The sequence below is a fragment of the Bosea sp. AS-1 genome (assembly GCF_002220095.1).
Classification (GTDB): Bacteria; Pseudomonadota; Alphaproteobacteria; order Rhizobiales; family Beijerinckiaceae; genus Allobosea.
Genome location: NZ_CP022372.1, coordinates 3,805,029 through 3,819,761 on the forward strand (window position 1 = coordinate 3,805,029; position 14,733 = coordinate 3,819,761).

General features: G+C 66.6%; 9 protein-coding genes, 1 tRNA gene and 1 pseudogene. 10 read left to right on the forward strand and 1 reads right to left on the reverse strand.

The window, feature by feature from the left end:
* Nucleotides 1-4 precede the first annotated feature (4 nt).
* The 10 genes and pseudogenes from CE453_RS19850 to CE453_RS19895 all read left to right on the forward strand — a co-directional run bounded on the left by CE453_RS19850 (nt 5) and on the right by CE453_RS19895 (nt 13,609).
* Complete coding sequence (locus tag CE453_RS19850; protein ID WP_089178033.1) at nt 5-3,133, forward strand: efflux RND transporter permease subunit; 3,129 nt, start codon at nt 5-7, stop codon at nt 3,131-3,133.
* Nucleotides 3,134-3,321: 188 nt separating this feature from the next.
* A complete protein-coding gene (gene fdnG, locus CE453_RS19860) occupies nt 3,322-6,405 on the forward strand; it encodes a formate dehydrogenase-N subunit alpha (protein ID WP_157733115.1) in 3,084 nt (1,027 codons plus the stop codon).
* A 10-nt stretch (nt 6,406-6,415) separates the two neighbouring features.
* Complete coding sequence (fdxH, locus tag CE453_RS19865; protein ID WP_089176146.1) at nt 6,416-7,333, forward strand: formate dehydrogenase subunit beta; 918 nt, start codon at nt 6,416-6,418, stop codon at nt 7,331-7,333.
* A complete protein-coding gene (locus CE453_RS19870; RefSeq protein WP_248307806.1) occupies nt 7,317-8,012 on the forward strand; it encodes a formate dehydrogenase subunit gamma in 696 nt (231 codons plus the stop codon). The genes fdxH and CE453_RS19870 overlap by 17 nt, the downstream gene beginning before the upstream one ends.
* 71 nt (nt 8,013-8,083) lie before the next feature.
* Nucleotides 8,084-9,004, forward strand: coding sequence for a formate dehydrogenase accessory protein FdhE (gene fdhE, locus CE453_RS19875; protein WP_089176148.1), 921 nt, complete (start codon nt 8,084-8,086; stop codon nt 9,002-9,004).
* Nucleotides 9,005-9,032: 28 nt separating this feature from the next.
* A complete protein-coding gene (gene selA / locus CE453_RS19880) occupies nt 9,033-10,439 on the forward strand; it encodes an L-seryl-tRNA(Sec) selenium transferase (protein ID WP_089176149.1) in 1,407 nt (468 codons plus the stop codon).
* Nucleotides 10,426-11,166: a tetratricopeptide repeat protein gene (locus CE453_RS19885; protein ID WP_089176150.1), complete on the forward strand. Its 741-nt coding sequence runs from the start codon at nt 10,426-10,428 to the stop codon at nt 11,164-11,166. Before selA ends, CE453_RS19885 begins: the two co-directional genes overlap by 14 nt.
* 3 nt (nt 11,167-11,169) lie before the next feature.
* A pseudogene (gene selB / locus CE453_RS19890) lies at nt 11,170-12,987 on the forward strand (selenocysteine-specific translation elongation factor); the annotation flags it as partial.
* A gap of 105 nt (nt 12,988-13,092) precedes the next feature.
* Nucleotides 13,093-13,188 (forward strand) — tRNA-Sec (locus CE453_RS28710).
* Between the two features lie 31 nt (nt 13,189-13,219).
* Complete coding sequence (locus tag CE453_RS19895; protein ID WP_089176152.1) at nt 13,220-13,609, forward strand: hypothetical protein; 390 nt, start codon at nt 13,220-13,222, stop codon at nt 13,607-13,609.
* A gap of 12 nt (nt 13,610-13,621) precedes the next feature.
* On the opposite strand, the gene selD is transcribed toward CE453_RS19895, so the two are convergent.
* Entirely contained in the window at nt 13,622-14,698 is a 1,077-nt protein-coding gene (gene selD, locus CE453_RS19900; protein ID WP_089176153.1) for a selenide, water dikinase SelD, read from the reverse strand.
* Nucleotides 14,699-14,733 lie beyond the last annotated feature (35 nt).

Genomic DNA, 14,733 nt, shown 5'->3' on the forward strand with positions numbered 1-14,733 from the left:
CATGCTGTCGCGCTTCTTCATCGAGCGGCCCATCTTCGCCTGGGTCGTCGCCATCGTCATCATGCTGGCCGGACTGCTGGCGCTGCGAACGCTGCCGATCGCACAATATCCGCAGATCGCGCCGACGACCGTGCAGATCAGCGCCAATTATCCGGGCGCCGACGCGCAGACCGTCGAGAATTCGGTGACCAAGGTCATCGAGCAGGGCATGACCGGCGTCGACAACCTGCAATACATGACGGCGACCTCGACGGCGACCGGCAACGCCCAGATCACGCTCACCTTCAACAGCCAGGCCGATCCGGACGTGGCGCAGATGCAGGTGCAGAACAAGCTGCAGCTCGTCACGCGCCAGCTCCCGAGCGTGGTGCAAAGCACCGGCATCACGGTCGCCAAGGCGTCTACCGGCTTCCTGATGGTCGTCGCCTTCGTCTCGACCGATGGGCGGATGACGACGACCGACCTCGCCGACTACGTCGATTCCACGCTCAACGATACGCTGAAGCGCGTCGAAGGCGTCGGCACGACCCAGCTCTTCGGCGCCGGCTACGCTATGCGGATCTGGCTGAACCCGGACGCCTTGCGCAAATACGCGCTGATGCCGAGCGACGTCATCAACGCGATCCAGGCGCAGAACACGCAGGTCTCGGCCGGCCAGCTCGGCGGCCTGCCGCAGGTCAAGGGCCAGCAGCTGAACGCCACGGTCACCGCGGCCTCCCGGCTGCAGACCCCTGCCCAGTTCGAAAACATCATCCTGAAGAGCGGTTCCTCGGGCTCGATCGTCCGGCTCAACGACGTCGCGCGCGTCGAACTCGGCGCGAAGAGCTACGACACCTCATCGCGCTACAACGGCAACCCGACCACCGGTCTCGCCATCAGCCTCGCCACGGGCGCCAACGCCATCAACACGGCCAAGGCGGTGCAGGCGACGATCGATCGCTTCAAGCAGACCCTGCCGGAAGGCGTGGAAGTCACCTACCCCTATGACACCACGCCCTTCGTCACCCTCTCGATCGAGAAGGTGGTGCACACGCTGTTCGAGGCCATCCTGCTCGTCTTCGTCGTGATGTTCGTCTTCCTGCAGAACATCCGCGCGACCTTCATCCCGATGCTGGCGGTGCCAGTGGTGCTGCTCGGTACCTTCGGCGTGTTGGCGCTCTTCGGCTATTCGATCAACACGCTAACGATGTTCGCGATGGTGCTCGCCATCGGCCTGCTCGTCGACGACGCGATCGTCGTGGTCGAGAACGTCGAGCGCGTCATGCAGGAAGAGAAGCTCGGGCCGAAGGAAGCGACGATCAAGTCGATGGACGAGATCACCGGCGCCCTGGTCGGCATCGCGACCGTGCTCTCGGCGGTGTTCGTGCCGATGGCCTTCTTCGGCGGCTCGGTCGGCGTGATCTACCGCCAGTTCTCGGTGACGATCGTCACGGCGATGATCCTTTCGGTCGTCGTCGCGATGGTGCTGACGCCGGCGCTGTGCGCGACCATCCTGAAGCCGGTCGCCGAGCATGGCGAGCGCAAGGGCTTCTTCGGCTGGTTCAACCGCAATTTCGAGCGCACGACCAATGGCTATCGCTCCGGCGTCGCCGGCATGGTCGCGCGGCCGCTGCGCTTCCTGCTCGTCTTCCTCCTGATCGGTGGCGGCATGGCCTGGCTGTTCGCCCGGCTGCCCAGCTCCTTCCTGCCCGACGAGGACCAGGGCATCCTGCTGACCAGCGTGCAGATGCCCGTCGGCGCGACGCAGGACCGGACGCTGCGCGTGCTCGACCAGGTGCAGAAGCACTATCTGGAAAAGGAGAAGGACCTCGTCGAGGGTGTGCTGACCGTCGCCGGCTTCGGCTTCGGCGGCCAGGGGCAGAACGTCGGCCTCGCCTTCGTGCGCCTGAAGCCCTTCGCGGACCGCGTCGGCAAGCAGGCGACGGCACAGGCCATCGCCGCACGCGCAATGGGCGCCTTTCGCTCGATCAAGGATGGCACCGTCTATGCGCTGGCACCGCCGGCGATCCAGGGCTTCGGCAACACCGCCGGCTTCGATTTCTACCTGCAGGACATCACCGGCGCCGGGCATGAACGGCTGATGCAGGTCCGCAACCAGCTGCTGGGCCTCGCCGCCCAGAGCAAGGTGCTGGCCGGCACCCGGCCGAACGGCCAAGAGGACACGCCGCAATACGCCGTCGAGATCGATCAGGAGAAGGCGAGCGCGCTGACGCTCTCGCTGGCCGACGTCAACACGACGCTCTCGACCGCCTGGGGCTCGGCCTATGTCAACGATTTCATCGACCGCGGCCGCGTGAAATCGGTCTATGTCCAGGCGGATGCCGCATCCCGCATGCAGCCAGAGGATGTCGGGCGCTGGTTCGTCCGCAACCAGAGCGGTGCGATGGTGCCGTTCTCGGCCTTCTCCTCAGGCCGCTGGACCTATGGCTCGCCGCGTCTCGAACGCTACAATGGCGCTGCGGCGGTCGAGATCCAGGGTGGCGCGGCACCGGGCGTCAGCTCCGGCGCGGCGATGGACGAGATCGACCACCTGATGGCGCAGCTTCCGGCAGGATTCAGCCATGAATGGACCGGACTCTCCTTCCAGGAGAAACTCTCGGGCAGCCAGGCGGTGGCCCTCTACGCCATCTCGATGCTGGTCGTGTTCCTCTGCCTGGCAGCCCTCTACGAGAGCTGGTCGATCCCCTTCGCGGTGATGCTGTGCGTGCCGATCGGCATCTTCGGCGCCCTGCTGGCGGCGACCCTGTTCGGCCAGACCAACGACGTCTACTTCAAGGTCGGCCTGCTGACGACGATCGGACTCGCGGCCAAGAACGCGATCCTGATCGTCGAGTTCGCGATCGAGCAGGAGGCGCAGGGCAAGGGGCTCGTCGAGGCGACGCTGGAAGCGGCGCGCCAGCGCCTGCGGCCGATCCTGATGACCTCGCTCGCCTTCGTGCTCGGTGTGCTGCCGCTGGCAGTCGCCACCGGCGCGGGCTCCGGCAGCCAGAACTCGATCGGCATCGGCGTCATGGGCGGCATGATCGCCGCCACCGCCGTCGGCGTCTTCTTCGTGCCGCTGCTCTATGTCGCCGTCGTGCGCCTCGTGCGGCGGCTGCGCGGGCAGAAGAAGGAAACCGAGGCCGCGGCCTGAAGCCTCCCGCGATGAAGGCCGAGATCCCGATCCCGGCCTTCATCGCGAGTGCTCCGACACCCGCGGACCTACGACAAAAGTCTAAGCTTGCCGCGGAGTGCCGCTGGCAGCGCCAGCTTGACGCCCTCCCGGCAGAGTTTCACTATTCCAAATTGAACAATGCGTGATTGTTCATCTGGGAGGTTGAGATGCTGCAAGAGCTCTCGCGCCGCCAGTTCATGAAAGCCGCAGGAGCGGGGCTGGCCGGATCTGCCGTAGCCGCGCTCGGGTTCGGCGGGGCAGAAGAAGCCCTTGCTCAAGCCGTGCGGCCCTTCAAGCTGACAGGCACGACGGAAACCAGAAACACCTGTCCGTACTGCTCCGTCGCCTGTGGCGTGATCATGTACAGCCTGGGCGACAAATCGAAGAACGCCCACCCGGCGGTCATCCATATCGAAGGCGACCCGGATCATCCGACCAATCGCGGCACGCTCTGCCCGAAAGGCTCCGCCCTCCTCGACTTCATCCACTCCGAAACGCGCACCAAGGTCCCGCAATATCGCGGACCGGGCCAGCGCGAGTTCAAGCCGATCAGCTGGGGCGAGGCGCTCGACCGCATCGCGCGGCTGATGAAGGATGACCGCGACAAGAACTTCATCGCGAAGAACCAGGACGGCACGACGGTCAACCGCTGGCTGACCACAGGCTTCCTGGCCGCTTCGGCGACCACCAACGAAACGGCCTTCCTGACCTACAAGGTCGTGCGAAGCCTCGGAGTCTTGGCGTTCGACAACCAGGCGCGTGTTTGACACGGACCGACGGTGGCCAGTCTGGCCCCAACATTCGGTCGCGGTGCGATGACCAACTCCTGGACGGACATCAAGAACACCGACCTCGTCATCGTCATGGGCGGCAACGCCGCCGAAGCGCATCCGTGCGGCTTCAAATGGGTCACCGAGGCGAAAGCCCAGCGTGGCGCCAAGCTGATCGTCGTCGATCCGCGCTTCACGCGCACAGCCTCTGTCGCGGATTTCTACGCGCCGATCCGGCAAGGCACCGACATCGCCTTCCTTCTCGGAGTGATCAGGTACTGTATCGAGAACGACAAGATCCAGCACGACTATGTGCGCGCCTTCACCAACGCGCCCTATATCGTGAAGGAGGGCTTCAGCTATCAGGACGGCCTGTTCTCCGGCTATGACGAGGCCAAGCGCGACTACGACCGCACGAGCTGGGAGTACGAGCTCGGGCCGGACGGTTATGTCCAGGTCGACGAGACGCTGCAGAATCCGCGCTGCGTCTACCAGCTGCTGAAGAAGCACGTCGCGGCTTATACGCCCGAGATGGTCGAGCGCATCTGCGGCACGCCCAAGGACAAGTACGCGGCGATCTGCAAGATGATCTCCGAGTGCTCGGCGCGCGACCGGACGATGACGTCGATGTACGCGCTCGGCTGGACGCAGCATTCCAAGGGCTCGCAGAACATCCGCACCATGGCGATGGTGCAGTTGCTGCTCGGCAACATCGGCGTGCGCGGCGGCGGCATGAATGCGCTGCGCGGGCACTCCAACATCCAGGGGCTCACCGATATCGGCCTGATGTCGGACCTGATCCCGGGCTATCTGGCGATCCCGAAGGACAAGGAGGTCGATTTCGCGACCTACATGTCGACGCGCGGCTTCAAGCCGCTGCGTCCAAACCAGATGAGCTACTGGCAGAACTACAGGAAGTTCATGGTGAGCTTCCTGAAGTCGATGTGGGGTCAGGCGGCGACGGCGGAAAACGACTTCGCCTATCAGTGGCTGCCTAAGCTCGACCTCGCCAGCTACGATCTGCTGCGCATCATGGACCTGATGTATCAAGGCAAGGTCAACGGCTATTTCTGCCAGGGCTTCAACCCGCTGCTCTCCGCGCCCAACCGCGGCAAGATCACGGCATCGCTGTCGAAGCTGAAGTTCCTGGTGGTGATGGACCCGCTGCAGACGGAGACGGCGCGGTTCTGGAAGGACGAGGGCGTCCATAACGACGTCAAGCCCGAGTCGATCCAGACCGAGGTCTTCGAGCTGCCGACGACCTGCTTCGCCGAGGACGAGGGCTCGCTGGTCAATTCCGGCCGCTGGCTGCAATGGCACTGGCCGGGGCAGGAACCTCCAGGCGAGGCGAAGACCGACACCTGGATCATGGCGCAGCTTCATATGCGGCTGCGCGCGCTCTACCAGAAGGAGGGCGGGGCCTTTCCAGACCCGATCGTCAACCTGCACTGGCCCTATCGCGACCCGATGGACCCGCAGGCCGACGAGATGGCGAAGGAACTCAACGGCTACGTCGTCTCCACCGTCACCGACCCGGCAGACCCGAACAAGGTCCTGCTGGAGAAGGGCAAGCAGGTCGACGCTTTCGGCCAGTTGCGCGACGACGGCTCGACCGCCTGTGGCTGCTGGATCTACTCCGGTTGCTGGACCGAGAAGGGCAACATGATGGCCCGTCGCGACACCAGCGATCCGGGCAATACCGGCGCCTATTCGAACTGGGCGTTCTCCTGGCCGGCCAACCGGCGCATCCTCTACAACCGCGCCTCGGCCGATCTCGACGGCAAGGCCTGGGATCCCAGGCGCAAGCTGATCGAGTGGAACGGCACCGCCTGGACCGGCTACGACGTGCCGGACATCGCGGTGAACGCCAAACCCCGGGATGTCGGTCCTTTCATCATGAACCCCGAGGGATCGGCCCGGCTGTTCGCCCGCGGCCTGATGCGGGACGGGCCCTTCCCGGCGCATTACGAGCCGTTCGAAAGCCCCGTGGTCAACGTGATGGCGCCCAAGATCCGCGGCAACCCGGCCGCGCGCATCTTCAAGGATGATCTCGCCGCGCTCGGCACTTCGGACAAATTCCCCTATGCGGCGACCTCCTACCGCCTGACCGAGCATTTCCACTTCTGGACGAAGCATGTCTGGGTGAACTCGGTGCTGCAGCCGGAGTTCTTCGTCGAGCTCAGCGAGCAGCTGGCGAAGGAGAAGAACATCCAGAACGGCGGCTGGGTGAAGGTCTCCTCCAACCGTGGTTCGGTCTACGCCAAAGCGGTGGTGACCAAACGCATCAAGCCGCTGACCTGCGACGGCAAGACCGTGCACGTTGTCGGCATCCCGCTCCACTGGGGCTTCACCGGTGCGGCCAGGAAGGGTTTCGGCCCCAACAGCCTCACCCCGTTCGTCGGCGACGCCAACACCGATACGCCCGAGTTCAAGGCGTTCCTGGTGAATGTCGAGCCGTCCAACGGGCCGGCGGTCAGCTAGGGAGGGTCCGATGGGATTGCAGAGCCAGGACTTCGCCCGCATCTCGGCGAGCAATTTTCGCCCGCCGGATGTTCGCCACGATCTCGAGGTGGCGAAGCTCATCGACGTCTCGAAATGCATCGGCTGCAAAGCCTGCCAGTCGGCCTGCCTCGAGTGGAACAATCTGCGCGAGGAGATCGGCTTCAACACCGGGTCCTACGAGAACCCGCACGACCTGACGCCGAACAGCTGGACGCTGATGCGGTTCAGCGAATGGGAGAATCCGCAGAGCGGCAACCTCGAATGGCTGATCCGCAAGGACGGCTGCATGCACTGCGCCGATCCGGGCTGCCTCAAGGCCTGCCCCGCTCCCGGCGCGATCGTGCAGTACAACAACGGCATCGTCGATTTCGTCTCGGAGAACTGCATCGGCTGCGGCTACTGCGTGAAGGGCTGCCCCTTCAACATCCCGCGCATCAGCCAGACGGACCACAAGGCCTACAAGTGCACGCTCTGTTCCGATCGGGTCTCGGTCGGCCAAGCGCCAGCCTGCGCCAAGGCCTGCCCGACCGGCGCGATCACCTTCGGCACGAAGGAGGCGCAGCTGACTTTCGCGCAGACCCGCGTCGCGGATCTGAAGTCGCGCGGGTTCCAGAACGCCGGCATCTATGATCCGCCCGGCGTCGGCGGCACGCATGTGATGTATGTATTGCACCATGCCGACCAGCCGCAGCTCTACTCCGGCTTGCCGCAGAACCCGCAGATCAGCCAGGTCGTCGAACTCTGGAAGGGGCTGACCAAATATGCCGGCATGGCGGCCGTCGGCTTCGCAGCCGCCTTCGCCTTCGTCCACGGAATCGTGGCGCGGCGCAACGAGGTGACCCGTCGCGACGAACGCGAGGCAGACCATCTCATCGACGAGGAGGCAGCCCGTGGCCGTGAGGCGTGAAGAAGACGGCACCGTCGTCGACCGTTATGGCGGCTTCCTGCGTGTCAACCACTGGGTCACCGCGATCTCGCTGATCCTGCTCGCGCTCAGCGGCGCGGCGCTGTTCCACCCGTCGCTGTTCTTTCTCTCCGGGTTGTTCGGCGGCGGCGCCAATACGCGCGCCCTGCATCCCTGGATCGGCATCGTGCTGCTCGCCAGCTTCTTCGTGCTGTTCGTGCAGATGGTCCGCTACAATTTCTGGAGCAAGGTCGACACGGTCTGGATGCGCCATATCGGCGAGGTGATGTCCGGGAACGAGGAGAACCTGCCGGAAATCGGCAAGTACAACGGCGCGCAGAAGATCGTCTTCTGGTTGATGACGCTGCTCATCCTCGTCCTGTTCGTGACAGGTATCATGATCTGGTACGAGTATTTCGGGGCGAGCTTCACCATCGAGCAGCAGCGGTTCGGCCATATCATCCATGCGCTGGCGGCAGTCGCCATGCTGCTGGTGGTCATCGTCCACATCTATGCCGGCTTCTACATCCGCGGAACGATTAGCGCGATGACCGAAGGCCAGGTGACGGGTGGCTGGGCGTTTCGCCATCATCGGCTCTGGCTGCGCCACGAGGCGCGCGAAGGCGTGATCGACGAGCGCCAGGCACCGCCGCGCCGCCCCAATATCGGCCCAGCCGAGTAGCAGGATGCCTTGATGCGGGGCGACCTCCGCCGCCCCGTCTCCCGTGACCCGTGCGGTTCGAGAGGATCGGAATGAGTGACGTGCCGGGCTTTGCGCCCTTCGAGGATGTCGGCATCGCGGAACGCGACAAGCCGCCCTTTGTCCGCCTGCCCTTGCCGGGAACGCTGTTCGGCCTGCGCGCCATGCGCTTTGCAGCGCTGGCACCTGGCCACCAGCTCGAACCCTATCTGAATTTTCTCGCCGCGTTGTCACGGGCGCAGGACGAGATCGCGCGGGCATCGCCGCCCCCTGCCCTGCCCGCGCTGAACGACCTCAGGATGCGCGCGGCAAATGCCATGCCTGTGCTGCCGCGCGAAGAGCTGGCTGAAGACCCAGCCGCATCCGCAGCCCTCGACAGGCTGGCGGTTCTGCTCGACGGGGCGGCCATGCCCGACCTCGCCCGCAATGCCCTGGAGCGGACCAAGGCAACGGATCGGGACGCCCGTCGTGCCATGTTCGATGCCGTGCTGGCGGACGCGATCCCGGTCGAGGCCGTGGCCGAGCACATCTTCGTCGCAGCGGCCCTGCAGGTCGTCGCAGCCCGGCGCGCTGCGGAGCTCGATCCCCTGCTGCCGCAACCGGTCGCGGGTGGTGTCTGCCCCTGCTGCGGCGGGCCGCCGGTGGCGAGCGCGATCGTGGCCGATCTGGAGGTCGAGGGCGTCCGCTATGTCCAGTGCTCGCTCTGTGCGACGCAGTGGAATCACGTCCGGGTGAAATGCGTCTCCTGCGGCTCGACCAAGGGCATCGCCTATCAGGCGATCGAGGGCATTGCCGACACGATCAAGGCCGAGACCTGCGACGAGTGCCGGACCTATGTGAAGATCCTCAACCGCCGCAAGGATACGGAGCTGGAACCGGTCGCCGACGATGTCGCGAGCCTCGGCCTCGACCTGCTGGTGATCGAAGCCGGCTGGAAACGAGCGGGGGTGAATCCGTTTCTGCTGGGCTATTGATGATCACGTGTCTCCCGGAGGGAGCCTGATGAACAGACCCGAACGCTTCCGTCCCCCTTCGGTCGATGAGATCCTGCGCAGCGGCGAAGGTGCACTTGCCATCGCCCGCCATGGACGCGCCGAGACGACGCAGGCGGTGCGGCAGGTGCTCGAGCGGATGCGCCAGAGCGGGACGTCTCCCTCAGTCTCCGCCGATGCCGTTGCTCGTATGGCGCTCGATCTCTTGGAGGCGCGCGAGCGGCCGTCGCAACGCCCCGTCATCAACCTCACGGGCACGGTGCTGCACACCAATCTCGGCCGCGCACTGCTGGCAGAAGAGGCGATTCAGGCGGTCGTTACCGCCATGCGCGCGCCAACCAACCTCGAATACGAGATCAAGGCCGGCCAGCGCGGCGAGCGCGATGCGCATGTACGCGACCTGATCCGCGAACTGACCGGCGCCGAAGATGCTGTCCTGGTCAACAACAACGCCGCCGCGGTGCTGCTGGTCCTGAACACTTTCGCCAAGGACCGCGAGGCGATCGTCTCGCGCGGCGAACTGATCGAGATCGGCGGCGCCTTCCGCATGCCGGACATCATGGCGCGGGCCGGCGCGATCCTGCGCGAGGTCGGCACCACCAACCGCACGCATCTCAGGGATTATGCAGAAGCCATCGGCGCCGAAACCGGGCTCCTACTGAAGGTGCATACCTCCAACTATGTGGTGCAGGGCTTCACGGCGGAGGTCGAGCCGCCTGAGCTGGCGAAGCTCGCTCGCACGCATGGCGTGCCCTTCGTCGACGATCTCGGCTCCGGCACGCTGATCGACTTCGCCCGCTGGGGCCTGCGCCATGAAAAGACCGTGCAGGACGCCCTGAAGGGCGGCGCCGATCTCGTCACCTTCTCGGGCGACAAGCTGCTCGGAGGTCCCCAGGCCGGCATCGTCGCCGGTCGCAAGGATCTGATCGCCAAACTGGCGAAGAACCCGCTCAAGCGGGCGCTGCGGCTCGACAAGCTCCGCCTCGCGGCCCTGGAGGCAACGCTCAGGCTCTATCGCGATCCCGACCGGCTGGCCGAGCGCCTGCCGACGCTGCGGCTCTTCACCCGCAAGGCAGCGGAACTCCACGCGCTGGCCGAAAAACTCCGACCCGCCCTCGCTGCGACGCTCGGCGCGGGCTGGAGCGTCGAGACCGTCGACTGTGCCAGCCAGATCGGCTCCGGCGCGCTGCCGTTGGAGACGCTGCCCAGCACCGGGCTGGCGATCAAGCCGGTAGGCAAGGCCTCCGGCGGCGCGGTCGAGGCGCTGGCTGCCGCGTTTCGGACCGTGCCGGTGCCGGTGATCGGACGGATCGCCCAAGGGACGCTGATCTTCGACCTGCGCTGCCTCGAAGACGAAGCCTTGTTCGCTGCGCAGCTTGCGACCCTGAAGCCCGGAGGTGGCGATGGGTTGGCTTGACCGGCTGCGCGGCAAGGAGCGCTCCGAGGCCGAGGACGTCTCCGCCGCGATGGGGCGGGCCGCCGAGGCTGTCGCGCAGGGCGACCATCGGGCGGCGCTGGCGATCTGGGGGCCTCTCGCCCATGCCGGCGTCGCACGCGCGCAGAACAATATCGGCGCCTGCTTCGCCGAGGGGCTCGGGGTCGATCGTGATCTCGCCCTTGCGCTGCGCTGGCTGACACTCGCAGCCCAGAGCGGCGACCCGGTGGGACAGCGCAATCTCGCGGCGCTCTATTTCAGAGGCGACGGTGTTGCCCAGAGCGACGAGGAGGCGATGCGCCTCTACCGGCTTTCCGCCGAGCAAGGCGATGCCCCGGCCCAGGACATGCTGTCCTGGATGCTGCTCGAGGGTGGCCGGTCCGAGGACCATCCCGAGGCCTTGCGCTGGGCCCAAGCCGCAGCCGAGGCCGGCGTCGAGACCAGCATGACCCGGCTCGGCATGATGTTCCATGACGCGCTCGGCGTGGAGCGCGACGCTGCCGCGGCCGCCGCCTGGTGGCAGCGCGGAATGGATGCAGGCGACCCCGATTCGGAAGCGATGCTCGGTGCGGCCACCCTGCTCGGCCAGGGTGTGGCAGCCGATGCGGAGCGCGCCCTTGCTCTCCTGCTTGCAGCCGAGAGCAAGGGCAGCCGGCTCGCTGCACCCTTCATCAAGGCCGCGCGCGCCGCCTCACCGGCGGAGGCCTGAGCCATGATCATCGGCACGGCCGGCCATATCGACCACGGCAAGACCGCGCTGGTGAAGCGGTTGACCGGCGTCGACACCGACCGGCTGAAGGAGGAGAAGGCCCGCGGCATCTCGATCGCGCTCGGCTTCGCCTATTGGTCACAGCCCGATGGTTCCGTGATCGGCTTCATCGACGTGCCGGGCCATGAGAAGCTGGTCCATACGATGCTGGCCGGCGCCTCGGGCATCGACCTGCTGCTGCTGGTGGTCGCGGCGGACGACGGGGTGATGCCGCAGACGCGCGAACATGTCGCCATCGCGCGCCTGCTCGGCATCGACCGGGCCGTGGTCGCACTGAGCAAGACCGATCTCGCCGACGCGGATCGGATCGCGGCGGTACGCCGCGAGATCGAAGCCCTGCTCGCGGACACGCCCTTCGCCGATGCGCCGATGCTGCCGGTCTCTGCCGTGAGCGGCGATGGCCTCGCGGAACTGGGCGGCCTGCTCGCGACAAAGGCGCGCCAGGCGCAGGACCGGCAGGGCGATGGGGCCTTCCGCCTTGCCGTCGACCGCTGCTTCACATTGCAGGGCACCGGCACCGTCGTGACCGGCACGGTGCTTTCAGGTGCGGTCTCGGTCGGCGACCATGTCGTCGTCTCCCCGTCCGGCTTGCCGGCACGCATCCGCTCGATCCACGCTCAGAACCGCCCGGCCGAGACCGGCCATGCCGGCGACCGCTGCGCGCTCAATCTCGCCGGCCCCGGCATCTCCAAGGATGCGATCCGGCATGGCGACATGGTGCTGGCGCCCGTCCTGCACGCGCCGGCGAGCCGGATCGACGCCGAGATCACGCTGCTCGCCTCGGAGTCGCGGCCGCTCGCCATGTGGCAACCCGTGCGGTTGCATCACGCAGCAGCCGAGGTCGGCGCACGCGTCGTGCTGCTGGGCGACGAGCTCGCTCCAGGCACAACAGGACCGATCCAGCTCGTGCTCGACAGCCCGCTCGCGGCCGCGGCGCTCGACCGTTTCGTGCTGCGCGACGTCTCGGCGTCACGCACCATCGGAGGCGGCCGCTTCCTCGATCTGCGCGCACCGGAGCGGCGGCGGCGCAGCCCCGAGCGACTGGCGCAGCTTTCGGCACGCGGCCTTGCCGATCCCGCTGCGGCCCTCAACACCCTGCTCGCGGTGCCGCCGCACCATGTCGAGATCGACAGCTTCGCCCGCGACCGTGCCCTCGGCCTCGAGGCGGCCGATGAACTGACGCAGCGCCTCGGCCTCGTCAGGATCGGCGCCCTCGCGATGCCGTCCACGCACTGGCAGGCGCTGGCGCGGGCCGTCGGCACTACGCTCGATGCCTACCATGTCGAGCATCCCGACCTTCCCGGCATGGGGCTGGAGCGGCTGAGGCTTGCCGTCGCGCCGCGTCAACCGGCCCCTTTGTTCCGCCAGGCTCTGGCGCGGCTGGTGGAGGACGGCACCGTAGCGACCGCCGGCTCCTGGATCAGGAGGCCGGGGCATGAGGTCAGGCTCTCTCCGGACGACGAGGCGCTCTGGACACGGATCGCGCCATTGATCGGCGGCGAGGAACGCTTCCGCCCGCCGCGCGTGCGTGACATCGGCCAGGCGCTGGACCGGCGCGAGGAGGATATCCGCCGGCTGCTCCGGCTTGTGGGCCGGCGCGGCGATGTGCTTGAGGTCGCGCTCGATCACTTCTTCCTGCGCGGGACGTTGACCGAGATGGTCGGCATTGCAAGCGCGCTCGCCGGGCTCGCCCCGGCCGGCTTCAACGCCGCCCAGTTCCGCGACAGGCTCGACAACGGCCGAAAGGTCGCTATCCAGATTCTCGAGTTCTTCGATCGTCATGGCGTCACCATCCGCCGCGGCGATCTGAGGCGCATCAACCGGCAGCGGCTCGACCTGTTCGGGCCGCTGCCGATGATGCCCGATGGAGGAGAAGCGTCCCCGGTGGGGCGTCCGGACTTCAAATCCGGGAGGGGCCGTCAGACGGTCTCTGGTGGGTTCGACTCCCATTCTCTTCCGCCACTTCCCTGAGGAGCCATGATCGAGAGGCCGCGTGTCGACATCTAGAGGCAAGGCACGCGGACTCGGTACCGATTTCGACCGCTGGCTCGGCAAGCTCTTCCGCAAGGGGCCGTTCACGGCGCTGATCGTGCTGGTGAAGATCGCCGAACCGAAGGTGGAGCCGTTGCGCTCGACCTTCGTTCATGTCATCGGCGACGAGATCGACTGGGGCGACATCGTGCTGATGCTGCGCGGCGCAGGCGTCAACTGGGACGGCGCGGCCTTCTTCCCCACCCGCGAGGGTGGTGGGCTCGTGCCGGACGAAACCGCCCGCGCTCGCCTGAGAGAACTGGAAGGCGCCCTCCGCGAAAATCGGCTGGTGCTGAACGACGGCGCCTTCTTCGATGTCTGGGGCCGGACCCTGAAGGTCGAGGAGGCCTGAAGCGCCACCGCGCTAGATGACCATGACCCGCCCCGCCCCCGCCTCCACGGAGCCGATGATCCCTGCGGCCGGATAGCCCGCGGCCTTGACCTGCGCCAACAGATCCCCGGCCCGCTCTGCCTTGCAGGAGACCAGAAGGCCCCCGGAGGTCTGCGGATCGGTGAGCAGGTGGCGGCGCCAGTCGGGGAACCCGGCCGGCAGCGCGACGCCTTCGCCATAGCTCGCCCAGTTGCGGTGTGAAGCTCCGGTCACCCGGCCGGCCTCGGCAAGCCGCTGCGCCTGCGACAGAAACGGCAGATCGGCCAGATTGAGCCTCAAGGTCACCTCGGAGCCCCGCGCCATTTCCAGCCCATGGCCGAGGATGCCGAAACCGGTGACGTCGGTGATGGCGTGGACGTCCGCATCCTTCGCGAGCTCGGCACCGATCCGGTTGAGCAGCGTCACCGACGCGATCATCTCGCCATAGGCTTCCGGCGAAAGCTCGCCCTTCTTGAATGCCGCCGAATAGACGCCGACACCGAGCGCCTTGGTCAGGATCAGCGCATCGCCCGGTCGCGCCCCATTGTTGCGCCGCAAGTTCTTCGGATTGAGCAGTCCGATGACGGCAAGTCCGTAGATCGGCTCCGGCGCATCGATCGAATGGCCGCCGGCAACGGGAATGCCGGCCTCGGTGCAGATCGCGGCACCCCCCTTCAGGATCTCGCGGGTCATCTCGACCGGCAGCTTGTCGAGCGGCATGCCGAGAATGGCGAGCGCCATGATCGGCTTACCGCCCATGGCGTAGACGTCGGAGATGGCGTTGGTCGCGGCAATGCGGCCGAAATCATGCGGGTCGTCGACCATCGGCATGAAGAAATCGGTCGTCGCGACCACGCAGGTCTCGTCATCGACCTGCCAGACGGCCGCATCATCGCCTGTCTCGGTGCCGACGAGGAGCTGCTTGTAGGGACCGGCTGCCGGATGCTCGGCCAGCAATTGCTGCAGCACGGAGGGGGCGAGCTTGCAGCCGCATCCCCCGCCATGGGCGAGGCTCGTCAGCCGAGGTGCCGGAGCCCGCGCGGGAGCATCGCGTTCGATCGTATCGCTCATCGTCTCATCTCCGGAAAGCGATGGCCGGGCGCCCC